This window comes from Kitasatospora sp. NPDC034533 (genome assembly GCF_055575155.1).
The window spans coordinates 1-22,684 of sequence record NZ_JBVITE010000063.1; the positions used below are offsets into that span (position 1 = coordinate 1).

Here is a 22,684-nt window from a genome sequence, read left to right on the forward strand (position 1 = left end):
CGCCGAGCCGAGAGGAAAAGGGCAAACAACAGAAACCCCACCAAGCCCGAACACGGGAGGGGGACGCCCCTCCCTTTTTGGGGGGGGCGGCGGCGCGTCGCGCGGTCCGTTCCCGGACGGATGGCGGAGCAGGCGGCCGGTCAGCGCAGGTAGTCGGCCAGGCCGGCCGGCTTGAGCCCGGCGGCGTCGGCGGCGGCCAGGGCGCGCTGGAGGTCGGTGGCGAGGGTGTCGGTCCAGTGCATCAGCACGACGTCGCCCGGCTGAAGCGGGCCCGGGTGCCAGATGTTGGAGGCGCCCCAGCTGAAGTCCGCGTCGGCGGTGAGCACGGTGCGGATGCCGCAGTTGGCGGCGGCCTGGAGGGTGTCGGCGTTCCAGGCGAAGTAGGGCGGGCGGAAGACCGTCGGCGCGGTGCCGAAGAGGCGGGTCAGGGAGTCGCGGGCGTCGCAGATCTCGACCTGCTGCCGGTCCGCCGGGAGCGTGCTGAGATCGGTGTGGGAGACGCTGTGGTCCTGCACCGAGGAGCCGGCGACGGCGGTGACCCGCTTGAAGAAGGACGGATCGGTGGCGGCCGGCATCGGCAGCGGGAAGGTGGTGATCGGCAGGTGGTGGTCGGCGATGAACTTCTCCGCCTCCGGAGTGCGCTGCCAGCCGTCGTCCACGGTGAAGAAGACGACCTTGTCGGTGGTGGGCACGGAGCCGGCCGCGACCGCCGGGGTGGGCGCGGGGCCGTCCACCCGGACGTCGTCCACCGAGAACGGGCCCTGCTGGTACCAGCCGTGGACGTACAGCCGGATGCTGTGCGCGTTCGGCCCGGTGGTGAACCGGGTGGTCAGCCGCTGCCAGCCGCCGCCGGTGGAATCCGTCCAGGCGGGTGCGACGTCGTTGCCGGTGCCGGTGGCGCCCAGGTGGACGAAGTCGCCGCGCACCCACGCGGAGGCCGTGTAGGTGGTGCCGGGCTGGACCGCGACGGTCTGCGCGCACTCCCCGGTGGAGTCGTCGTTCGCGGGGGTGACGGTGAGCGCGGAGGTGCCGTTGTGCGGGGCGGTGGTGGTGACGGCCGCTTCGGCCGGGCCGCCGGTGCAGCTCCAGCCGGGGATGCCGCCCCAGTCGGCGAGGTCGGGGGAGGGCAGCTCGAAACCGGGATTGGTGGTGAGGTTGACGGTCGGGGGAGCGCCGGCGGAGGCCGCCGGCGCCGTCAGACCGGTGAGCAGCGCGACCGAGGCGGCCAGCGCGGACAGGCGCGTGGACATCGACACGTGAGGACTCCAGCAGGTGGGGGCACGCCCGTGGGGAGGGCGGAGCGGGAATCGCAACGATGGACTAGACCAATGGGGTCGTCAAGGGAACGGCGGATGAACCCGTGCTCATCACCCCTGTGACACAAGGGACAAGATGGTAAGTCAGAGAACGGGCAGAACCGTTGACTTCAGGACAGGTACAGCTCCTCGATGTCCGCCGCGTAGTGCTCCGCGATCGCCGTCCGGCGCAGCTTGAGCGACGGGGTCAGCAGTCCCTGCTCCTGGCTGAACTCCCGTGGCAGCAGCCGGAACGCGCGGATCGACTCGGCGCGCGAAACGGCCGTGTTGGCCGCCGCCACCGCGCGCTGGATCTCCGCGTGCAGCTCCTCGTCCGCGAGCACCGCCCACGGGTCCGCCTGCTCCCGGCCTCGGGTCTTCAGCCAGTGCGACAGCGCCGCCGGGTCGAGCGTGACCAGGGCGGCCACGTACGGCCGGTCGTCGCCCACCACCAGGCACTGGGAGACCAGCGGGTGCGCCTCGACCCGCTCCTCCAGGGCGGCCGGGGCGAGGTTCTTGCCGCTGCTGGTGACGATCAGGTCCCTCTTGCGGCCGGTGATGCTGAGGTAGCCGTCCTCGTCCAGCCGCCCCAGGTCGCCGGTCGCGAACCAGCCGTCGACCAGCGACTCGGCGGTGCAGCGCGGATGGTTGAGGTAGCCGCCGAAGACCGAGCCCCCGCGCACCCACACCTCGCCGTCGTCGGCGATCGCGACCGAGGCCCCCGGCACCGGTCGGCCGACCGTGCCGAGCTTCTGCCGCCCGGCCGGGTTGGCGGTGATCGCGGCGGTGGTCTCGGTCAACCCGTAGCCCTCGTACAGCTGGAGGCCGGCGCCGGTGAAGAACAGGCCCAGCTCGCGCCGCAGCGTGGAGCCGCCGCACATCACGCTGCGCACCCGGCCGCCGAGCACCGCCCGCAGCTTCGGGTAGACGGTCCGCTCGTAGGCGAGGTGGCGCAGCCGCAGCGCCGCACCCGGGCCGGGGCCGCGGCCGAAGGCCTTCTGCTCCCGGGCGGCGGCCCAGTCCACGGCCACCTGCCGGGCCTGCTCGAAGAGTTCGCCGCGCCCGGCGTCCTCGGCGGCCCGCCGGGCCTGCTGGAAGATCTTCTCGAAGACGTACGGCACGGCGTGCAGGAAGGTCGGACGGAAGGTCTCCAGCGCGGGCAGCAGCGCGGCGGTGGAGACCTCGGGGATGTGACCGATCCGGAAGCCGCCGCGGATCGCCGCGACCTGCACCGCCCGTCCGTAGACGTGCGCGAGCGGCAGGAACAGCAGGGTGGCGGGCCGGCCGCCGCCGGTGTCGCGCAGGACCTCGCCCCAGCCGGCGAGCAGGGCGTCGGACTCGGCGGCCAGGTTGGCGTGGGTGATGAGGCAGCCCTTGGGGCGGCCGGTGGTGCCCGAGGTGTAGACGACCGTGGCGATGTTCCCGGCGGCGACGCCGAGGCGCTGGCGGTGCACCAGGGAGTCCGGCACGCCGTGGCCGTCCTCGGTGATGGTGGTGACGCAGTCCCGGTCCAACTGCCAGATGCCGGTGAGGTCGGGCAGCGCGTCGCACACCGCGCCGACCGTCATCGCGGCGTCCTCGTCCTCGACCAGGCAGGCCACCGCCTGGGTCTCGGCGAGGATCCAGCGCACCTGTTCGGGGGCGGCCGTGGGGTAGACCGGGACGGTGATGGCGCCGATCGACCAGAGTGCGTAGTCGAACAGCGTCCACTCGTAGCGGGTGCGGGACATCAGGGCGACCCGGTCGCCGTAGCGCACGCCGTGGGTGAGCAGGCCCTTGGCGAGGGCGAGCACCTGGTCCCGGAACTGCCGGGCGGTGACGTCCCGCCACTGGCCGTCCTCGGTCCGCCAGGACAGCTGGACCAGGTCGGGGGTGCGCTCGGCGGTGTCGTACAGGGAGTCGGCGAGTCCTCCGGTGGCCTCGGGCACGGCCGGGGCGGGAGTGGTGAACTCGCGCACGGTCCTCCCCAGTTCGGTGACGGTGGTACGAAGTGGGCCGAAACTATCGGATCGGTCCGTCACTGCCCAGGGTTGTGTCGGTGACACGACGAGATCGGCACGGGTCGCCACCGGTGGTGTCCTGGTCGGGGAGGTCCGGGCAGCCGAGGGGAGGCGCCGGGGACGAACCGCGGAGGATCCGGGGAGGGCGCGCGCTTCGGGGAGTGCGGGGGTTCCGGGCCGAGCGCGCATGCCGGACCCACCGGGCATCCGGGACGATGCGGGCGCGAGGCGGGGCGGGGAGGACCGGGTTCCGGCGCCTGCGGGGCGAGACCGGCAAGTGGACTGGTTCGCCCCTCGAACGAGTGGTCAGGGCGTAGTAGAGTCTCGCAGACCTGCGGCCGGGCGCCCTCCCCAGACCTTCCCCAGCACCATCCCCGGACTTTCCCCAGCACCGTCCGCGAACCCGTCCCGAGCCTCTCCGTCCCGCCCCGAACCGCTCGCCCCGAACCGGCCCCCCAGGGCCCGGCCCCGCTCCCGCTTCGACCCCGCCCGACCCGCCACGGCACGGCCCTGCCCCCGCCCCGATCCGCCCCGCCCCCGCCCGTTCACCGGCCCCGCCGCTCCCCGTCCGCGCCCGGCACCTTCCCGAACGAGGACTCCATGCGTCTGCGCAGCAGCTCGATCCGCGCGAAGATCATCGCGCTGCTCCTGGTGCCCATCGTCGCGCTCACCGCCCTGTGGGCGTACGCGACGATCGCCACCACCGGGGACGTCTGGAACCAGCTCGGGATCACCCGTACGTACAAGGAGTTCGCGGGCCCGGTCGACCAGTACACCGGCGACCTCCAGAACGAGCGCCGAGCGGCCGTCCAGCGGCTGGCCGACCCGCGCTCCCCGGCTGCCAGGGAGGGCTACGAGCGGGCCAAGGCCGCCACCGACCGCAGCCTGGAGGTGCTGCGGCAGAAGAAGGACAGCTCCGACGGCAAGCTCTCCGTCCCCCAGCGCGGCCGCTTCGTGCAGATCATCGCCGCCGCCGACCAGCTCGGACCGCTGCGCGCCCAGGTCGGCCGTTCCGCGCTGAACTGGGAGTTCGCGCTCGGCCAGTACAGCGACCTGGTCAAGCCGGTGTTCGGCTTCCGTTCGGCCTACGTCGCCCGGCAGAGCGGCCAACTCCCGCGCCAGGGAACCATCCTGATCGAGCTGGTGCGCGCCCGCGAGTACCTGGCGCAGGAGGACGCGGCGATGGAGGGACTGCGCACCGGCGCCGCCAAGCCCACCGCCGAGCAGTACCAGGTCGCGCTGGACGCCCTGCACAACCAGCAGGCCCTGTTCACCGTCTACGTCGCGGAACTCGAACCCGCCGACCAGGCCGACTACGTCGCGCTGCGCGGTGGCGAGGCCTGGGGCGCGCTGGCCCGGGCCGAGGCGGACTTCGTCGGCGCCGGCGGCCCCGACAGGGTCGTCCAGGCACTCAACGGCGACTCCTGGCGGGAGACCGCCGACCGGGCGCTGGGCGACCTCGCCTCGATCAACACCCGGATCTCCGCCGGGCTGGACGAGCGCGCCCGGTCCACGGCGATGGGGATGCTCTGGCGCGGCGGCATCGCCGGTGCGGTCGGCCTGGTGGCGGTCGTGCTGTCGATCATGATCTCGTTCCGGATCGGCCGGGGCCTGGCCCGCGAGCTGATCGGTCTGCGCAACGCGGCCGACGAGCTGGCCGGCACCCGGCTGCCGTCCGTCATGCTGCGGCTGCGCCGTGGCGAGCCGGTGGACGTGGCCGCCGAGGCGCCCGAACTGCACTTCGGAGACGCCGAGATCGGACAGGTCGGCCAGGCCTTCAACGCGGTGCAGCGGGCCGCCGTCGAGGCCGCCGTCGAACAGGCCGAACTGCGGCGCGGAGTCTCGGCGGTGTTCGTCAACCTGGCCCGGCGCAGCCAGGTGCTGCTGCACCGCCAGCTCACCCTGCTCGACACCATGGAGCGCCGCACCGAGGACCCGGCGGAGCTGGAGGACCTCTTCAAGGTCGACCACCTCACCACCCGCATGCGCCGCCATGCCGAGGGCCTGATCATCCTGGCCGGCGGTTCGCCCGGGCGAGCCTGGCGCAAGCCGGTCCGGATGGTGGACGTGGTCCGGGCGGCGGTCGGCGAGGTCGAGGACTACGCCCGGGTGATCGTCCGGCCCTTCCCCGGCACCGGCCTGCTCGGCAGCGCGGTCGCGGACGTCACCCACCTGGTCGCCGAACTCGTCGAGAACGCGGCGGTGTTCTCCCCGCCCAGCACCCAAGTCACCGTGCAGGGCGAGGTGGTGGCACACGGCTTCGCGCTCGAGATCGACGACCGCGGCCTCGGGCTGAGCGAGCAGCTGCTCGCCGAGATCAACGAACGCCTCGCCGTGGAGCAGGAGTTCGACCTCGCCGACACCGATCGGCTGGGCCTGTTCGTGGTCAGCCGGCTGGCCCGGCGGCACGGCATCCGGGTGCACCTGCGGCCGTCCCCGTACGGCGGGACGACGGCGGTGGTGCTGATCCCGCGCGAACTGCTCGCGGAGGCGCCGGACGGGTTGCCGGAGCCGGGCGCGGCCGCATCACGGCAGACGGCGGCCTCGGGCGGGCGGCGAGGCCAGCGGGACCTGGTCGCGGTGCCGGGGCCGGGGGGTGCCGTCGGCGCCTCGGCTTCCGCGGCCGGTTCCGGTGCTGCCGGTTCCGGCGCCCGTTCCGGCGCCCGTTCCGGCGCCCGTTCCGGCGCCCGTTCCGGCGCCGCCGCTGGGGCCGGGACCGGAGCGGGTGGCGGAGGCGGGCACCGGGGGGCGACGGGCGGGCCCCGGCCCTCCGTGACGGAGCCGGGCCGTACGGCGGGCGGGCTGCCGCGCCGGGCCTCGCGGGCCAAGGGCGGGCCGGTCCTGGTCCCCGCGCCGTCGGCGGACGCCGGGGACACACCGGGGACGGGGCGGCACCGGCGGGAGGACGCCGTGGTGGCGGTGGCCGAGGCGGCGGTCGCCGCGGCCGAGGCCGACCCGTCGGCCGACGCCGTCCGGGCGGGCGCCGCCCCGGCCGCCGCGCCGGCCGTCCCGACCGAGGTGGCGCCCGCGGACGCCGCTCCCCGGACGGCGGGTGGCCTGCCCCGGCGGGTCCGGCAGGCGAACCTGGCGCCGCAGCTCAGGGAACAGCTCACGGACCAGCTGAAGGAACGCTTGCGTGCCGGGGGCGGAGCCGATGGCGGGAGCGGGGGCCGACCGGCCGCTGACGGGACCGGAACCGGGGAGACCGGCGGCGGCGGCGGAGAGCCCCGGGAACGCCGGGAGGCCCGGGAGGTCCGGGAGCGCTCGCCGGAGGAGGCCAGGGCCACCTTCGCCTCCTTCCAGCGCGGCTTCACCCGGGGACGCGGCGCTCCGTTGACGGATCGTCCCGGGAGGCCGGACGATCGTGCCGGGCAGGGGAACGGGCGGCCCGCCGCCGTCCCGGCCTGGCAGCCGCCGGACGGGTCGCGCAAGGCGATCAGCCCGGCTCCGGCCCCGGCGGCGCTGCCCGCGCCCCGGGACACCGGGCGGGCACCGCTCGTCCGCCGACTGCCGCCGGTACCGCCCGTACCGACGGGGCCGGCCACCGGTCACCGGGCGCCCGGTGTGTCCGGCGTGCGTGGTGCGCCCGGCGAGCCCGCACCACCGGTCGTACCGGAACCAACCGTTGTACCCGCTCCACCCGCTCCACCCGCAGCACCTGCTCCACCCGCACCACCCGCACCACCCGCTCCAGCGGAAGGAACTGATTCATGACCACGTCGATGCAGTCGCCCGGGGACCTCAACTGGCTCCTGGACGACCTGGTGGGGCGCGTCGCGGCCCTGCGGCACGCGGTGATCCTCTCCAACGACGGCCTGGCCACCGGTGCCTCCCGCGACCTCGACCGCGAGGACGCCGAGCACCTGGCAGCCGTCGCCGCCGGGTTCCACAGCCTGGCGAAGGGCGCCGGAGGGCACTTCAAGGTCGGCGGCGTCCGGCAGACCATGGTGGAGCTGGACGAGGCCTTCCTGTTCATCACGGCCGCCGGCGACGGCAGCTGCCTGGCCGTGCTCAGCGAGGCCGAGGCGGACATCGGCCAGATCGCCTACGAGATGGCGCTGCTGGTCAAGCGGGTCGGCGAGCACATGGCCGCCGAGCCGCGCACCGAAACCGCCCCGCCGGTGGGATGAGCGGTCCGATGGCGGATCCGAACCCGGATGTGCCGGACGGCTCGCAGACGTCGGACGGCCCCCAGGTGCCGGTGGGCACGGTGGGGCCGTCCGGGACCGGAGGGCCGTCGGGCGCCGGCGCTCCGCCGGACCCGGCGGCCCACGCCGAGGACGGACCGGCGGCCCCGGACACCCCCGACATCGACCTGTTCCGGCCGCGCACCCCGGTCGACGACCGCTGGTTCGACGACGAGGCCGGGCCGGTGGTGCGGCTCTACTCGATGACCCGCGGCCGCACCCGGCCGGCCGAGGAGGGGCTGTTCGACCTGATCTCGCTGATCACCGCCGTCGACCCCGGGCCGGTCGCGGGCGCCGTGCCCGCGCACGTCCTCGACCCGGAGCACCAGACGCTGCTCGCCCTGTGCCGCCGCGAGCCGCTCTCCGTCGCCGAGCTCGGCTCCTACACCGACCTGCCGGTCAGCGTGGTGCGGGTGCTCCTCGGGGACCTCTACGACGCCGACCTGATCAGCGTCACCCGACCCGTTCCGCTCGCCGAGCTGCCGGACGAGCGCCTGCTGCGAGACGTGATCAATGGACTCCGTGCGCTCTGACCCCCACCACCACCCCCGCCCCGACGGCACCGGTCCGCACTGGGACGGCACCGCGACCCACGCCGCCGCCCGCGAACCTGCCCACGACGCGGCCCACCACGCCGGCGCCAACGACCCGCGCTGGCGCGGCGGTCCGGCCGTCGCGGTGAAGATCCTGGTCGCGGGCGGCTTCGGCGCGGGCAAGACCACCCTGGTGGGCTCGGTCAGCGAGATCCGGCCGCTGCGCACCGAGGAGGAGCTCAGCGAGCTGGGGCGCCCGGTGGACGACACCTCGGGGGTGGAGGCCAAGCGCACCACCACCGTCGCGATGGACTTCGGCCGGATCGACCTGCGCCCGGGACTGGCCCTCTACCTGTTCGGGACCCCGGGGCAGGACCGGTTCTGGTTCGTCTGGGACGAGTTGGCGCGCGGCGCGCTCGGTGCCCTGGTGCTCGCGGACACCCGGCGGCTGGCCGACTGCTTCCCGTCGGTCGACTTCTTCGAGCAGCGCGGCATCCCGTTCGTGGTCGCGGTGAACTGCTTCGACGGCACCGAGCGGTTCGCACCGGACGAGGTCCGCGAGGCGCTCGACCTCGGTCCGGAGATCCCGGTGCTGATGTGCGACGCGCGGTTGCGGCAGGACGGCAAGGACCTGCTCGTGGCGTTGGTCGAGCACGCCGCCGCCCGCCGGCACCGCGCACCGGTCGGCACCTGACGGGGTCTCGGTCGCCCCGCGTCGGGGTGCCTCGCGCCGGGTGTCTCGTGTCGGGTGCCTCGCGTCGGGGTTCCACGCGCCGGGGCCCCGCCCGAGGCGGTCTCGCGCACGGCCGACTCGGTGGGGGTGCCCCGGTGGGGACGCCGCGCGTCACGGAGGCCGCCCCGTCCCGGCTGACCCCGGCCTGACCTTGACCCGTTCCCGCCCTGGCCCTGGCCCGTCCGGGTGGCTCGGCCGGTGCGCCGAGCTGCCCTTTCCTCCCCGCGTCTCATTCAGCTGTCCGTATCCCGGACAATCGCTGCGCGGAAGGTTGCCTAGACCGCCCCCGCCGTGGAAGGCTCTGTGGACGAGGGCCGCCCGGCCATGCCGTCGGGAGCGCCGGAAATGCCCCGTTCACACGGGCGTTGCCGACCGGCGGACGGCCTTCGGCGAACCGGCGAGGCAGCGTCGGCGGGTGCCGGCAGCGGTACGCCGCCGCATCAGGGAACGAAGGGGGAGGGCAGCGGAATGACCGTCGGACGACGCATCACCACTGCCGTTCCGGGCTTCCCGACGGCCGGCGCCCGGATGGCCGGTGCCCCGGTGGCCGGCGTCTCCCTGTTCGGCGGCATCGCGTCCGGTGCCGCCATACCCGGTGCCGCCGGTCCGGCGCTCACCGTCCGCCGCTACATCGACCACGCGCTGATCTGTAGCGCGTGTTGTCGCTGACCGGCCTGTCCTTCCCGGTACGTCCCCCGGCGCCCCCGGCCCCATCCGGCCCGGCGTCCGACGCACCGCCGAATTCCGTCGACCAGGCCGTAGCGGACCGCCCGTCCGGCGTGCCCGCGGCCGACCAACCGGACCCGCCCAGCGGAGAGACCAACCAGTGAACATCGTCTGCCCCAGTACCGCCCCCGGCATCGTCGGCCGTACCCGAACGACCGGGACGGCCCCCGCGATGCGCGCGGACGGACGGACCGGACGGTGGAACCGGTGCGGGAGCCGCGCCGTGGACAGCCGACGGGGTCGCCTCGACCTCGAACCGTTCTGGACGTCCCGGCAGCCGCACCTGTTCGATCAGACGTGTCCCGGCTCGCCCAGCGCGTCCCGGCTCTCCGCCCGCTGACCCGGTTCGACCCGGTCCAGCCCAGGCAGTACGCCCCGGTCGACGCGCAGACGACTCCACCCCGTCCGTCACGCGCGAAATGAGCGGCACACCATGTCTTCTTCTTCCACGGCCACCCTGTCCCTGCCCACCGCGACCCCGCACCTGCGCGCGGTCCGCTCCGTCCCTCCGGTCTCCTCCGTCCCCGCCGCCGTGCCGGTCGGTCCCGGCGCGTCCGGGGCCGCGGGAGCGTCCGTTCCGCCGGCCCCGGTGTCCGACCGGTGGCACGGAGCGGGGGTGCGTGCGCCTCACGTCCGTCCGCCCCATGCCGGTCCGGCGCACGCCGGTTCGGCCCATGTCGGCCCGACCCGTCCGACTCCCGCCGTCCCGCAGCCGGGCACGGCCGTCCCGCAGGTGCCCCAGACGTTGCTCGCCGCGCTGCCGGAGGGGGCGGCCGTCGTCGCGGCCCTGCCGCAGGGCGTGCTGCCGCAGGGGCTGCTCGCCCAGTACGGCACCCAGTTCGGCGGCCTGAACGGCAGCCCGATGGTCGGGTACCTGGTGCTGGTGCCGACCGACAGCCCCGCGGCGGGGCCCGCCGGCCTGCCGGGGGCTCCGGTCGCCGCGACCGGCGCCGCGACCGGGGCGCCGCCGGCCCCCGGGGCGCAGTCGTCGACGGGCGGGCCCGGCGCCCAGACCGTGGCGGGCGTCCGTCCCGTCCGCCCGGCCGGACGCGGCATCTCCGTGGACACCGAGCGGCGCAACGCCTATGTCGACGGGCGGCTGCTCGACCTCACCTACCTCGAATTCGAGCTGCTCGCCCACCTGACCGAGCACCCGCAGCGGGTGCACACCCGGGACCACCTGGTCTCCGCGGTCTGGGGCTACGGTCACGTCGGGGACGGGCGGACGGTCGACGTGCACGTCGCCCGGCTGCGCCGCAAGCTCGGACCGGCGTACCGGGACACCATCGTGACGGTCCGCCGGGTGGGCTACAAGTACACGCCGGCGACGGTCTGACGGGCCTGACGCCTCCTGCCGGTCGAAGCAGCGGGCCGCCCCCTCATCCGGGCGGCGGTCCGCTGCTTCGCCGTTTCGGGCCGGGCCGACGGCGGGGACGCCAGGGGCGGCTGGGCGCCTGGATCGTCAGGGGCGTCCGCGCCGGTGGGGCGGCTACGGGCGTCCGCGCCGTCAGGGGCGTCCGGGCCGTCAGCGGTGTCGGGTCTGTCAGGGCCGTTGGTCCGGCGGGAGCAGGAGGACGGCGAGGGCGTCCGCACAGGTGCGGGCGTGGCCGAGGAACCAGTCCAGCCGCGCGTCGGTGAGGTACGCCGGCGTCGAGCGGACCGCCAGGGCGAACCGCGCCTGCCCCGCGCCGTCCAGCACGGGCACGGACAGCGTCCGTACCCCGGCGGCCGACTCGCCGTCGTTGAGCGCGAACCCGGCCTCCCGGACCTTGGCCAACTCCTCCTCCAGCACGGCCGGTTCGGTGATCGTCCGGTCGGTGAAGGAGGGGAGCGGACCGAGCGCCGACAGCGCCGCCTCGCCCGGGCGGGGCCAGGCCAGCAGGACCTTGCCGAGCGCGGTGGAGTGCAGCGGGCGGCGCAGGCCCAGCCCGGTGTCCGGGCGGACGGATCCGCCGACCAGGATCACCGCGTGCGCCCCGCTGCGGATCGCCAGGTCGGCCGTCGCCTTGGTGCGCCGGGACAACAGCTCCAGCTCGGGCGCGGCGAGGTGCAGTCCGCGCTGGTGGAAGCTGAGTTGACCCAGCTCGGCGACGGCGGGACCGAGCCGGTAGCGGGCGGTCTGCTCGTCCTGCTCCAGGAACCCGGCGCTGACGAGCGTGCGGGCCAGCCGGTGCGCGGTGGAGACGGACAGCGCCATCCGGCGGGCCAGGTCCGAGGCGCTCAGGTCGGGGCCGTTGTCATGGAAACAGTGCAGCAGTCCGAGGGCGCGCTGGACGGCCTGCGCACCGGCCGGCGGGCTCTGGACGGCGGTGGCGGCCTCGGCCATGGCACCTCGCTCTTCGGTTCGGAACTCCGGCTGGACGGCCGGAGGCGGTCTCAGCGTAGGGCAGTCGATGCTGCGGGTTTGTGTCGACGACGTTGCAATAGCGTGGCGTTGATGAACAACTGATCCCACCATGTGGCAAACGCTTGCCTCCGGCTCACCTGTCGTGGAACGCTCCTTGCACCGCGCCGGACGGCCACTCGGCCGAGGCGGCGCCCGTCCCGACCCATGGAAGGAGAAACACCGTGACGTCCCACCGGTGTCCTTCCTTCCGCACGTGTTGTCGCTGACCGGTACCTCTCGCGCCGCCCGCCCTGGCTGCGTCCCGGCGCACAACTTCCCCGCGTACCGGGCTTCCTGAGCTGTCGTGCGGCGATCGGCCGCGGACCTCTCAAGCTTCCCGAACCCGTCAGGCCCCTCAAGCCCCCCAAGATCCTCCGGTCGTGGCCGGAGTCCCCGTGGAGGACCGACTCCCTTGTCCAGTCGCACCCCAGGCGCCGCCGCGCTTCCCGACACCCTCTGGTTCACCCGTTGCCCGGTGCCCACCGCGACCGGAATCGCCGCCGATCAGGGTTGGCTCGCCCGGGAGTTCGCCCCCGACGGCATCGCGGTGCGCTCGCTCCAGGACGCCCCGCCCGAGGTGGCGGCGGACCACCACTACACCCACGCGCTGACCGGGCTCTTCCGGGAAGGCGGCAACGTACCGGCGCTGTGGGCCCGTTCGAGGGGTGAGGCGACCAGGCTGGTCGGCCTCACCTGGATCGAGGAACGCCAGGTGGTCCTGGTCCGGGCCGGCAGTGGCATCACCGAGCCCGGTCAGCTGCGGGGGCTGCGGCTGGCCATCCCACGTCATGGCATCGGCATCGACTTCTGGCGGGCCATGGCCCTGGCCGGTTTCCGCGGCGCCCTCGGGCTCGCGGGGCTCACCCTGGCGGACGCCGAACCGGTGGACGTCCCCGGCGTCCCGGGCGGCGGGCAGTGGTCCGCCGAGCTGGCCGCGCTGCGGGACGGCACGGTGGACGCGGTGTACGTGAAGGGGGCGCTCGCCGTCGAGGCAGCGCGCCGGATCGGGGCGGAGGTGGCCGTGGAGCTGGACGCGGCGCCGGACCGCCGGGCCCGGGTGAACAACGGCACCCCCCGGCCGATCACCGTCCACCAGCGGCTGCTGGACGAGCAGCCCGACCTGGTCGCCCGCTTCCTCGCCGTGCTGCTGGAGGCGGCCGACTGGGCGGCGGAGCACCCGGCGGAGGTGGCCCGGATCCTGCAGGCCGAGACCGGTGCCGGGGCCGAGGGCGTCGCCGGGGCCTACGCACCGGGCAGCCACCGCACCCTGCACCTGGACCTGTCGGCGGAGCGGCTGGAGCTGCTGGGGGTGCAGGAACGATTCCTCTGGGAACAGGGCTTCCTCGCCGCGCCGGTGGACGTCCAGGCGTGGGCCGACCTGGAGCCGCTCCGGGCGGCGCGCGAGCTGCTGCGGCTGCGGCGGGCGACCGGTGAGGGCACCGTGGGTGCTGGTGCTGGTGCTGGTGCTGGTGCTGGTGCTGGTGCTGGCGGCGCTGGCGCTGGCGCCGGCGACTTCCGGGCTGGGGGCGGCGCCGTTCGGATCACAGACTTCGGCTGACAGCCTTCAGATAACAGATTTCGAAAGTTGTCAGCTGTTAGTTGTCAGCTGTCATCTGTCACTCGCTTGGAGACTCCCGTGAAGACCCCCCGCCTCGCCCTCGCCGCCACCGCGCTGCTCGCCTCCACCGCCCTGGCCGCCTGCGGCTCGTCCGCCGACGGGGCCAAGGCCTCCGCCGACGGCGGGGCCGGCGGCAAGGCCGACGTGGTGCTCCGCCTGCCCGACCCGGGCAACAACGGATTCCTCGCCCGCGGCAAGAAGGACGGTTCGCTGGACCGCGCCCTGGCCGCCGTCCACGCCAAGGTCGCCTGGACCGGCAGCGCCGGCCCCTTCGCCCCCGCCGCCCAGGCCCTCTCCGCCGACCAACTGGACGTCGCCCTCGGCTCGATCACCTCCGCCGTCGCCGCACTCTCCCAGAAGCCCGGCTTCAAGCTGTTCGCCCAGACCGCGCCCGACGGCGTCGGCGAGGGCATCCTGGTGAAGAACGACTCACCCATCAAGTCCGTCCAGGACCTCGTCGGCCGCAAGGTCGCCGTCTCCCAGGGCGGCACCAGCGAGTACCTGCTGCTCAAGGCACTGGCGAAGAACGGCGTCCCGGCCGACAAGGTGGAGCGGGTCTACCTGCGCGCCGACCAGACCTCCGGCGTCTTCAACTCCGGCCAGGTGGACGCCTGGGCGACCTGGAACACCTTCTCGACGCCCGCCATCGCCAACGCCGGCGCGCACTTCCTGGTCAACGGCCAGGAGGTGGGCTCCGACAACTACGCCGTCTGGGCCGTGCGCAACGGCTTCGTCGACAAGCACCCCGAGGTGGTCAAGGCGTTCTACGCCTACCTGCGGGAGAACGGGCAGAAGGAGAAGGCCGACCCGGCCGCCTACCTCAACGTCTTCACCGACGCGGGCCCGACCGCCGTCACCCCCGCCGAGAAGGACGTCGCGGTGAACGTCAGCCGGCAGGGCGCCCCGGCCGACGCCATCTCCGACGCCGACACGGCCCGTTTCGGGACGGTCGCCCAGTTCTTCGCCGACCAGAAGGTCACCAAGCAACTGGTGGACGTCAAGCCGTACGTGATCGACATCAACAAGCTCGGGGACGGTGCCAAGTGACCGCCACGGCCCTGAAGTCCACGCCCGACGAAACCCGGGCCGCGGTGGAGGCCGGGCTGGTCTCCCCGCGGAGCCGGCGGCACCGGCCCCGCCCCCGCGCGCTCGCCGTGACCCTGCGCACCATCGGTCCGCTCGCCCTCCTCGGCGGCTGGGCGCTTGCCTCCGCCACCGGCGCGCTCACCGAGGACGTGCTCGCCTCACCCGCCCAGGTCGCCCAGGCGGTGGGGGAGTTGTGGGGCAACGGCCAGCTGACCGACGCCCTGTCCGTCTCGCTCACCCGAGCCGGGCTCGGCCTGTTCTTCGGCGCCACCACCGGGCTGGTGCTGGGTGTGGTCACCGGATTCACCCGCCTCGGCGAGGAGTTGCTCGACTCCGCGATCCAGGTCCTGCGCACCGTCCCGTTCCTGGCCCTGGTCCCGCTGTTCATGGTCTGGTTCGGCATCACCGAGACCGCGAAGGTCGCCCTGATCGGGGTCGCCACCAGCTTCCCGATGTACGTGTCCGCCTCGGGCGGGGTCCGCAGCACCGACCGCAAACTGGTCGAGGCGATGCGCAGCTTCGGTCTCGGTCGCTGGGCGATCGTGCGCACCGTCGTACTGCCCGGCGCGCTGCCCTCGCTGCTGTCCGGGCTGCGCCTGTCGATGACGCTCAGCGTGATCGCCCTGATCGCCGCCGAGGAGATCAACTCCACCGAAGGAATCGGCTACTTGATGGCCCAGGCGCAGAACTACTCGCGCACCGACGTCCTCGCCGTCTGCATCCTGATCTACGGACTGCTCGGTCTCGCCGCCGACGGCATCGTCCGAATCCTGGAGCGCGTGCTGATGCCGTGGCGCCAGGCCGTCCAGGGAGCGGCCCGATGACCGCCGGACCGTCCAACGCCACGCTCACGCCTTCGGCCTCGGCCGCCGGGGAAGCCCTCCCGGCCGTCCACCTGCGCGGTCTGCGCCGGGTGTTCGGCACCCGGGCCGTTCTCGACGGCGTCGACCTGTCCATCGCCCGCGGCGAGTTCGTCGCCCTGCTGGGCGCCAGCGGCACCGGCAAGACCACGCTGCTGCGCATCCTCGGGGCGCTCGACCAGGCCGACGAGGGCACGGTGCTCGTCCCGCCCGTCCGCACCGTGGTGTTCCAGGAGCCCCGGCTGGTGCCGTCCAAGCGGGTGCTGGCCAACGTCACGGTCGGCCTGCCACGCGGCACCGTGACCCGGGAGACCGGGCTGAAGGCACTCGCCGAGGTCGGTCTGGAGCGGCACGCCGAGGCCTGGCCGGCCACCCTCTCGGGTGGTGAGGCGCAGCGCGTCGCGCTCGCCAGGGCGCTCGTACGGGAGCCTCAACTCCTGCTGCTCGACGAGCCGTTCGCGGCGCTGGACGCGCTCACCCGGCTGCGCATGCAGGACCTGGTGGGCGACCTGGTGCGCCGCCACCGCCCGGCGGTGCTGCTGGTCACCCATGACGTGGACGAGGCCGTACGGCTCGCCGACCGGGTCGTGGTGCTGCGCGACGGTCTGGTCGCCCGGGATGAAGCCGTCACCGTCGACCACCCCCGCGACCCGGCCGATCCGGCGTTCGCCGAGCTGCGGCGGCGACTGCTCGCCGATCTCGGCGTCCACTGACCCCGAGGGCTCCGGCGTTCCCGACTTCCTCGTCCCTTCTCCCGACCGTCCCCGGCTTCCCCCGCCCTTCCTCGACTTCCGAAGATCCAGCCCGTCCCGTCCCATCTCGTCCCAGCCCGACCGGGCCTGCCCCGGCCGCCCTTCCGGACTTCCGACAAACCGACTTCCCACCACCGGAGTTGACCAGATGACCGTCACCCTCGGCGTCCACGCCAGCAACCCCTCGCTCTACTACCTCGCCCGACTCCCGTACCTGGACGAGGAGCTGGCCCCGCTCGGCGAGACCGGCGCCTTCCACCACTACGCCGACGGCACCCGTACCGGCGCGCTGCTCGCCGAGGGCGTCATCGACTTCGGCGGCACCGGTTCGACGCCGCCGATCACCGCCCAGGCGGCCGGTCACGACCTGGTCTACGCGGCGGTCTCCGCGCCCCGCCCGGACCACGGCGCACTGCTGGTCCTGGACTCCGGCCCGGTGCGGACGGTCGCGGACCTCAAGGGCGCCACCGTCGTCCTCGCCGTCGGCTCCTGGCAGACCCACCTGCTCGCCAAGGCCCTGCACGCCCAGGGCCTTTCGTACGGCGAGGACGTCACCCCGGTGCGCCCTGAGGCCGGTGAGGACCAGGCCCAGCGGTTGCGCGACGGGGAGATCGACGGCTGGATCGCGCAGGGTGCCGAACTCGCCGCCGCCCGCCGCGGCGGGGAGTTCCGCGAACTGATCCGCACCGGCGACGTCATCACCGACCGCTCGGTGTTCTTCACCCGTCGGGACTTCGCGACCGGGCGCCCCGAGGTGGTCGCCGCGATCGCCACCGCGCTGCGCCGGGCGGACGCCTGGGTGGCCGCCCACCCGGCCGAGGCCGCCGCGATCGCCGCCGAGGAACTGGGCGGCACGGCCGCGGACTGGCAGTCCGCGTTGGTCGCGCTGCCCTGGCAACTGGAGCCCGCCACCGCCGGGTTCGTCGCCGAGCAGCAGGAGGCGGCGGACATCTTCCACGGTGTGGGCTTCATCGACCGGCCGCTGACCGTCGCCGACGCCCACCTCCCGGCGCTGGAAGCCCCGGTGGCCGCCGCGCTCGCGAAGGCGGTCTGACCCGTGGCCTCCGAAGTCCTCTGGTACATCATCCCGCGCGAAGGCCACTACCCCTGGGAGCCCGCCGGCCGCCGTCCGGTGGATCTCCGCTACCTCCAGCAACTGGCGGGCAGCGTCGAGCGTCTGGGCTACACCGGCGCGCTGCTCGCGACCGACCTGTACGACGTCTGGACGCTCGGGAGCGCGCTGGCGGCCGCCACCACCCCGGCCTTCAAGCCGCTGCTGGCCGTCCACCCGGGGCTGGTCTCGCCCACGTTGCTGGCCAAGATGGCGCTCAGCTTCGACCACCTGCACGGCGGCCGGCTGCGCTTCAACGTGGTGAACGGATCGACCGCGCAGCTCCGCGAGTACGGCCTGGACGTCGAGCACGACGACCGCTACCGGCTCAGCGCCGAGTACTGGTCGATCGTCAAGCGGCTGACGGCCGGCGAAGTCTTCGACCACAAGGGCGAGTTCTACGAGCTGAAGAACGCGGGAGCGAGCCTGCGCGAACTCACTCCGGTGCAACCCGGCGGCATCCCGCTCTGGTTCGGCGGCAGCTCGGCGGCCGGCATCGAGATGGCGGCCCAGCACGTGGACGTCTACCTGACCTGGGGCGAGCCGCCGCACCTGCTCAAGGAGAAGCTGGACCTGGTCCGCGAGCGCGCCGCCGCCCACGGCCGGACCCTGCGGATCGGACTGCGGCTGCACCTGATCGTCCGCGACACCGAGGACGAGGCGTGGGCCGCCGCCGACCGACTGCTGGACGTCACCAGCGAGGCCACCTACGCGCAGCAGCTGGGCGGGGCGAAGGGCGAGGACGGGGTCGGCTGGCAGCGCCAGTTCCGCCAGCACGGAGGCAAGGTGCCGGCGCGAGCCCGGGAGTTGGAGGCCTACCCCAACCTCTGGCCGGGGATGAGCCTGTTCCGCCCCGGACCGGGAACGGCGGTGGTCGGCTCGACCGCCCAGGTGATCGAGCGCTTGCAGGAGTTCGAGGAGTTGGGCGTCGACACCTTCATCCTTTCCGGCAATCCGCTGCTGGAGGAGGCCCACCGGGTTGCAGAAACGGTTCTGCCCGCCCTGGGCATCAGGCGGCCCTGAGCGGTCGAAGGGGCCCGTCGATGGTCGGCGGCTAGCGGACGGCGGACTAGCGGACGGCGGACTAGCGGACGACGGACTAGCGGACGACGGACGCGAACGGCGGACGCCGGCTGAGCGGTGCGGCACGGGGCCCCGGGCGCCTGCCAGCCGAAGGACAGGTAACAGCTGACAGATAACGGATAACAGATGACAGCTGACAGATTTCGAAATCTGTCAGCTGTCATCTGTCACCTGCCGGTCCCCAGCGTCGGCCCGTCCGCCGCCGACCGCCGACCGTCGACCGCTGACCGCCGACCGCCTCTCCCTCAGCGGCTCAGCCGGTCGATCTCCGCCAGCTCCTCCGCCGTCAGCGGCCCGCCCGCCAGCGCGTCGAGGTTCTGGTCCAGCTGGGCCACGCTGCTCGCGCCGATGATCACCGAGACCACCCGCGGGTCCCGCAGCACCCAGCACAGCGCCAGCTGCGCGAGCGTCTGCCCGCGCCGCTCGGCGACCTCGTTCAGCGCCCGCAGCTGCTGCAGCTTCGACTCGGTCAGCGCCTCCTCGGTGAGGAACTTCCCGACCGACATCCGCGAGCCCGCCGGCACCTCACCGGACAGGTAGCGGTCGGTCAGCAGCCCCTGGGCCAGCGGCGAGTAGGAGATCAGGCTGGTGCCGGTGTCGCCCACCGCGTCCAGTACGCCGGCGTCCTCCACGTACCGGTTGAGAATCGAGTACGCCGACTGGTTCATCAGCACCGGCGTCCCCAGCTCGCGCAGGATCGCCACCGCCTCCCGGTGCTGTTGCGCCGGGTAGTTGGAGATCGCGGCGTACAGCGCCTTGCCCGAGCGCACCGCGCGGTCCAGGGCCCCCATCGTCTCCTCGATCGGGGTGTCCGGGTCGTACCGGTGCGAGTAGAAGACGTCGACGTAGTCCAGCCCCATCCGCTCCAGCGACTGGTCGAGGCTGGCCAGCAGGTACTTGCGGCTGCTGCCGTTGCCGTACGGGCCGGGCCACATGTCCCAGCCGGCCTTGGTGGCGATGAACAACTCGTCCCGGTACGGCCGGAAGTCCTGGGCGAACAGGTAGCCGAAGTTGCGCTCGGCGCTGCCGTAGGGCGGGCCGTAGTTGTTCGCCAGGTCGAAGTGGGTGACGCCCCGGTCGAAGGCCCGGCGCAGCACCGCCCGCTGCACGTCCAGCGGCTGGGCGTCGCCGAAGTTGTGCCAGAGCCCGAGCGAGACGGCGGGCAGCCGGACTCCGCTGCGGCCGGCCTTCCGATAGGTCATCGAGTCGTAGCGGTCACCCGCGGCGAGGTAGGTCATGCCGGACATCCTGCCAGTCGCGCTCGGCACGCCCACCCTTGCCCCGCCCCCGGCCGGTGCCTATGCTCGCGGAGGATCGTGTGCGTGCGGGGCGAAGGGGGAGGCGAGATGGCAGTCCTGACCGTGGCCGCCGCCGCAGCCCGCTGTTGTTGTCGCCGGCACCGCAGCACCGAACGCTGACGCCACCGCGCGAGCCGCAGCCCACCTGATCGGCCCGCCGCCCCTCCGGCCCGCCCTCCTTACCGGCTCGCCGCTCGCGTGGTCCTCGGTGGACCGGCCCGTTCGAACGGGCCGCCGTCCGGCCGTCAGCGGTCCCCCCGGTGCCGTCCGCGAGGCCGCAGTGCCGGATCACCCTCCCGGCTCCCCGCGCCCCGCGCGCGGCTCGCCGGGCCCCTCGCGAGCCCCTCGGCGCCGCCCGAGCCCCGCCGAAGCCCTTCCAGAGCCCTTCCAGAACCCTGCCCCGAGCCCCGCCCGAGCCTCCAAGGAGTCCGCCGTGCGCTTCACCGTCTCGTCCCTCGTCGCCAACGCGCCCGATCCGGTCACCGGCGTCCAGCGCACCCCGCAGCAGAAGCTCCACAGCGTCATCGAGCAGGCCGTCCTCGCCGAGCGGCTCGGCTACGACGGCTACGGCGTGGGGGAGCGGCACGGCGAGCCGTTCCTCTCCCCGGCACCGCCCGTGCTGTTGAGCGCCATCGCCGCCCGCACCTCCACCATCCGGCTGTTCACCACCGTGACGGTGCTCAGCGTCCTCGATCCGGTCAGGGCCGCCGAGGACTACGCGATGCTGGACCAACTCTCCGGCGGGCGCGTAGAGTTGATCATCGGAAAGGGCAACGACCCGCGACACTTCGGCCTGTTCGGCCTTCCGGAGGAGCGCCAGTGGGAGGCGCTCGCCGAGAACTACGCCCTGCTGCGCAGGCTTTGGCGCGAGGAGAAGGTCACCTGGGAGGGCTCGACCCGTCCGCCGCTGCGGGACGCCACCGTCTCGCCGCGCCCGCTCCAGGACCCGATCCCGGTGTGGCACGGCAGCGCGACCAGCACGCGGTCCACCGACCTCGCCGCCCGCCACGGCGATCCGCTCTTCTCCGCCAACGCCTTCCACCCGCTGGAGAAGTACCGGACGCTGGTCGAGCACTACCGCGAGCGCTGGGAGCACTACGGGCGCGACCCGAAGCTGGCCCGGGTGGGCGCGGGCTTCGGCGGGCTGTACCTCGCCAAGCGTTCGCAGGACGCCGTCGAGGGCTTCCGCCCGTACTGGAACGCCCTGTTCGACTCGGCCGCGGGCCGGCACAACAACTCGCCGTTCACGTCGCTGGAGGACGCGCTGGAGCGGGGCTCGGCACTGGTCGGGAGCCCGCGGCAGGTGATCGAGAAGATCCACCGCTATCACGAGGCCTTCGGCAACGAGGTGGTCGGCATCGGGGTGGACGCGCTCACGGAGGGGGCGCAGCGCGAGCAGCTGGAGCTGTTCGCCGGTGAGGTCGCCCCGGAGATCCGCCGCGCGCTGCCGTAGCCGCCCGGGGGCGTCGGCGGTCGCCCGTGGCGTCCCGCGGTCGCCCGGGGCCGCCGCCCGCCCGCGCAGTGCGCCGTGCACCCCTACGCGGCGTGACGTCCACCACCGTCCGTGACGTGACGCGCGCCACCGGGTGCGCCGGAATGCCGTTCGGTGGCGTGGGGGATGACGAACCGTCGAGGGGCCGTGGCCGCCGGGGGGCGGCGCACGGCCCTCGGCCGTTCGGATCGGCGGGAAGGAGCCCCCGGAGGCCGGGTGCGGACGTCGTGCTGGCCCTCTGTACCTACTGGTATGTACAGTGATCGGCATGAACACCCAGGACCGCCTCATCGAGAGCACCCAGGCCCTCCTCTGGGAGCGCGGCTACGTCGGCACCAGCCCCAAGGCCATCCAGCAGCGCTCCGGGGTGGGCCAGGGCAGCATGTACCACCACTTCACCGGAAAGCCGGACCTCGCCGCCGCCGCCCTGCGCCGCAGCGCCGAGCAGATGAGGAGCGTGGCCGAGGCCGACCTCGCCGCCCCCGGCACCGCCTGCGACCGGATCGCCGCCTACCTCCGGCGCGACCGCGACGTCCTGCGCGGCTGCCGGATCGGCCGGATGGCCCAGGACCCGGACGTGGTCGCCGACCCGCACCTGCGGGCGCCGGTCGAGGAGACCTTCGACTGGCTGCGCGGCCGGATCGCCGAACTGATCGCGGAGGGCCAGCGGGACGGCGAGTTCGCCCCCGCTCTCCACCCCGCCGACACCGCCGCCGCCGTGGTGGCGGTCGTCCAGGGCGGTTACGTGCTGGCCCGCGCCGCCGACAGCGCCGAGCCGTTCGACCAGGCGGTCCGCGGTGCCCTCGGCCTGCTCGTGGTACACCGCACGTCCTGACCCCTCCACCGAGCCCGTCGCACCCGAGGAACCCCGCCGTGCACGCCATGCAGTACGAGATCACCCTGCCCGCCGACTACGACATGGGCATCATCCGCAAGCGCGTCGCCGACAGGGGCCACCTGCTCGACGCGTACCCGGGCCTCGGCCTCAAGGCCTACCTGGTCCGCGAGCGCGGCCGACACGGCTCGCCCGTCAACCAGTACGCGCCGTTCTACCTGTGGCGCACGGCGGAGGGCATGAACGGCTTCCTCTGGGGCCCGGGCTTCCGCGGTCTGAGCGCCGACTTCGGCCGCCCCGCCATCCACCACTGGCTCGGCGCGGGCCTGGCCCACGGGCACGGTGGGGCAGGCGTGGGGACGGCCGGCGCGGAGGCGCCGACGGGGGAGCCGGCCGAGCCCCCGACCACCGCCACCCGCGAGACCGTACGGCTGCCGGAATCCGCAGACCCGGCCGAGGCCGTCGAGCGGGCGCTGGCCGAACCGCCCGCGCACCCCGCGCTGCACACCGCCGCCGTGGCCGTGGACCCCAGCCGCTGGGAACTGGTCCGCTTCGCCCTCTGGTGCGGCCCGGCGCCGGAGGAGGCGCCCGGTGTCCGGTACCAGGTGCTGCACCTGTCCCGCCCCGAACTCGACCGGCTACCGGCCGGTCGCCACTGGTGGAAGGCCCGACCGCCCCGATGACTTCCC

General features: G+C 74.0%; 19 protein-coding genes. 15 read left to right on the forward strand and 4 right to left on the reverse strand.

The window, feature by feature from the left end; translation table 11 throughout:
- Positions 1-140: 140 nt before the first annotated feature.
- Both ACZ55U_RS31475 and ACZ55U_RS31480 read right to left on the reverse strand, forming a co-directional pair.
- Complete coding sequence (locus ACZ55U_RS31475) at positions 141-1,250, reverse strand: polysaccharide deacetylase family protein (protein WP_465531648.1); 1,110 nt, start codon at positions 1,248-1,250, stop codon at positions 141-143.
- 176 nt (positions 1,251-1,426) lie between these two features.
- Entirely contained in the window at positions 1,427-3,253 is a 1,827-nt protein-coding gene (locus ACZ55U_RS31480; protein ID WP_465531566.1) for an AMP-dependent synthetase/ligase, read from the reverse strand.
- 642 nt (positions 3,254-3,895) lie between these two features.
- On the opposite strand from ACZ55U_RS31480, the gene ACZ55U_RS31485 reads away from it, so the two are divergent.
- The 6 genes from ACZ55U_RS31485 (at position 3,896) to ACZ55U_RS31510 (ending at position 10,810) form a co-directional block, all read left to right on the forward strand.
- Positions 3,896-7,009 (forward strand): sensor histidine kinase, encoded by a 3,114-nt coding sequence (locus ACZ55U_RS31485; RefSeq protein WP_465531568.1) that lies wholly within the window; start codon positions 3,896-3,898, stop codon positions 7,007-7,009.
- A complete protein-coding gene (locus ACZ55U_RS31490) occupies positions 7,006-7,425 on the forward strand; it encodes a roadblock/LC7 domain-containing protein (protein WP_465531570.1) in 420 nt (139 codons plus the stop codon). Before ACZ55U_RS31485 ends, ACZ55U_RS31490 begins: the two co-directional genes overlap by 4 nt.
- A 260-nt stretch (positions 7,426-7,685) precedes the next feature.
- Positions 7,686-8,015, forward strand: coding sequence for a DUF742 domain-containing protein (locus ACZ55U_RS31495; protein WP_465531649.1), 330 nt, complete (start codon positions 7,686-7,688; stop codon positions 8,013-8,015).
- A 145-nt stretch (positions 8,016-8,160) separates the two neighbouring features.
- Positions 8,161-8,709 (forward strand): GTP-binding protein, encoded by a 549-nt coding sequence (locus ACZ55U_RS31500; protein WP_465531650.1) that lies wholly within the window; start codon positions 8,161-8,163, stop codon positions 8,707-8,709.
- A gap of 507 nt (positions 8,710-9,216) precedes the next feature.
- Complete coding sequence (locus ACZ55U_RS31505; protein ID WP_465531572.1) at positions 9,217-9,417, forward strand: hypothetical protein; 201 nt, start codon at positions 9,217-9,219, stop codon at positions 9,415-9,417.
- 790 nt (positions 9,418-10,207) lie between these two features.
- Positions 10,208-10,810: a winged helix-turn-helix domain-containing protein gene (locus ACZ55U_RS31510; RefSeq protein ID WP_465531574.1), complete on the forward strand. Its 603-nt coding sequence runs from the start codon at positions 10,208-10,210 to the stop codon at positions 10,808-10,810.
- A gap of 207 nt (positions 10,811-11,017) precedes the next feature.
- Here the strand turns inward: ACZ55U_RS31510 and ACZ55U_RS31515 are convergent, their stop codons facing one another.
- Positions 11,018-11,800, reverse strand: a complete 783-nt coding sequence (locus ACZ55U_RS31515; RefSeq protein ID WP_465531576.1) for an IclR family transcriptional regulator — start codon at positions 11,798-11,800, stop codon at positions 11,018-11,020.
- 472 nt (positions 11,801-12,272) lie between these two features.
- Between ACZ55U_RS31515 and ACZ55U_RS31520 the strand changes: the two genes are divergently transcribed.
- The 6 genes from ACZ55U_RS31520 to ACZ55U_RS31545 all read left to right on the forward strand — a co-directional run bounded on the left by ACZ55U_RS31520 (position 12,273) and on the right by ACZ55U_RS31545 (position 18,310).
- Entirely contained in the window at positions 12,273-13,418 is a 1,146-nt protein-coding gene (locus ACZ55U_RS31520) for an ABC transporter substrate-binding protein (protein WP_465531578.1), read from the forward strand.
- A gap of 78 nt (positions 13,419-13,496) precedes the next feature.
- Positions 13,497-14,525 carry an NrtA/SsuA/CpmA family ABC transporter substrate-binding protein gene (locus tag ACZ55U_RS31525; protein ID WP_465531580.1) on the forward strand — a complete coding sequence of 343 codons (1,029 nt, stop codon included), beginning with the start codon at positions 13,497-13,499 and terminating at the stop codon, positions 14,523-14,525.
- Entirely contained in the window at positions 14,522-15,388 is an 867-nt protein-coding gene (locus ACZ55U_RS31530; protein WP_465531582.1) for an ABC transporter permease, read from the forward strand. The genes ACZ55U_RS31525 and ACZ55U_RS31530 overlap by 4 nt, the downstream gene beginning before the upstream one ends.
- Positions 15,385-16,137 carry an ABC transporter ATP-binding protein gene (locus tag ACZ55U_RS31535; RefSeq protein ID WP_465531584.1) on the forward strand — a complete coding sequence of 251 codons (753 nt, stop codon included), beginning with the start codon at positions 15,385-15,387 and terminating at the stop codon, positions 16,135-16,137. The genes ACZ55U_RS31530 and ACZ55U_RS31535 overlap by 4 nt, the downstream gene beginning before the upstream one ends.
- Positions 16,138-16,324: 187 nt before the next feature.
- Complete coding sequence (locus ACZ55U_RS31540) at positions 16,325-17,230, forward strand: ABC transporter substrate-binding protein (RefSeq protein WP_465531586.1); 906 nt, start codon at positions 16,325-16,327, stop codon at positions 17,228-17,230.
- Positions 17,231-17,233: 3 nt separating this feature from the next.
- A complete protein-coding gene (locus ACZ55U_RS31545; protein ID WP_465531588.1) occupies positions 17,234-18,310 on the forward strand; it encodes an LLM class flavin-dependent oxidoreductase in 1,077 nt (358 codons plus the stop codon).
- Positions 18,311-18,615: 305 nt separating this feature from the next.
- Here ACZ55U_RS31545 and mgrA read toward each other — a convergent pair whose 3' ends face one another.
- Positions 18,616-19,608, reverse strand: coding sequence for an L-glyceraldehyde 3-phosphate reductase (gene mgrA, locus ACZ55U_RS31550; RefSeq protein ID WP_465531590.1), 993 nt, complete (start codon positions 19,606-19,608; stop codon positions 18,616-18,618).
- A gap of 493 nt (positions 19,609-20,101) precedes the next feature.
- On the opposite strand from mgrA, the gene ACZ55U_RS31555 reads away from it, so the two are divergent.
- The 3 genes from ACZ55U_RS31555 to ACZ55U_RS31565 all read left to right on the forward strand — a co-directional run bounded on the left by ACZ55U_RS31555 (position 20,102) and on the right by ACZ55U_RS31565 (position 22,678).
- Complete coding sequence (locus tag ACZ55U_RS31555; protein ID WP_465531592.1) at positions 20,102-21,121, forward strand: LLM class flavin-dependent oxidoreductase; 1,020 nt, start codon at positions 20,102-20,104, stop codon at positions 21,119-21,121.
- A gap of 307 nt (positions 21,122-21,428) precedes the next feature.
- Positions 21,429-21,995 carry a TetR/AcrR family transcriptional regulator gene (locus tag ACZ55U_RS31560; RefSeq protein ID WP_465531594.1) on the forward strand — a complete coding sequence of 189 codons (567 nt, stop codon included), beginning with the start codon at positions 21,429-21,431 and terminating at the stop codon, positions 21,993-21,995.
- Between the two features lie 38 nt (positions 21,996-22,033).
- On the forward strand, positions 22,034-22,678 hold the full coding sequence (locus ACZ55U_RS31565) for a DUF4865 family protein (protein ID WP_465531596.1): 645 nt from the start codon (positions 22,034-22,036) through the stop codon (positions 22,676-22,678).
- Positions 22,679-22,684: the final 6 nt, after the last annotated feature.

Coding starts and splice junctions, on each gene's coding strand:
- ACZ55U_RS31560 (WP_465531594.1), top strand. CDS start 21,429: ATGAACACCCAGGACCGCCTCATCGAGAGCACCCAGGCCCTCCTCTGG.
- mgrA (WP_465531590.1), bottom strand. CDS start 19,608: ATGACCTACCTCGCCGCGGGTGACCGCTACGACTCGATGACCTATCGG.
- ACZ55U_RS31490 (WP_465531570.1), top strand. CDS start 7,006: ATGACCACGTCGATGCAGTCGCCCGGGGACCTCAACTGGCTCCTGGAC.
- ACZ55U_RS31515 (WP_465531576.1), bottom strand. CDS start 11,800: ATGGCCGAGGCCGCCACCGCCGTCCAGAGCCCGCCGGCCGGTGCGCAG.
- ACZ55U_RS31505 (WP_465531572.1), top strand. CDS start 9,217: ATGACCGTCGGACGACGCATCACCACTGCCGTTCCGGGCTTCCCGACG.
- ACZ55U_RS31495 (WP_465531649.1), top strand. CDS start 7,686: ATGACCCGCGGCCGCACCCGGCCGGCCGAGGAGGGGCTGTTCGACCTG.
- ACZ55U_RS31485 (WP_465531568.1), top strand. CDS start 3,896: ATGCGTCTGCGCAGCAGCTCGATCCGCGCGAAGATCATCGCGCTGCTC.
- ACZ55U_RS31535 (WP_465531584.1), top strand. CDS start 15,385: ATGACCGCCGGACCGTCCAACGCCACGCTCACGCCTTCGGCCTCGGCC.
- ACZ55U_RS31475 (WP_465531648.1), bottom strand. CDS start 1,250: ATGTCCACGCGCCTGTCCGCGCTGGCCGCCTCGGTCGCGCTGCTCACC.
- ACZ55U_RS31540 (WP_465531586.1), top strand. CDS start 16,325: ATGACCGTCACCCTCGGCGTCCACGCCAGCAACCCCTCGCTCTACTAC.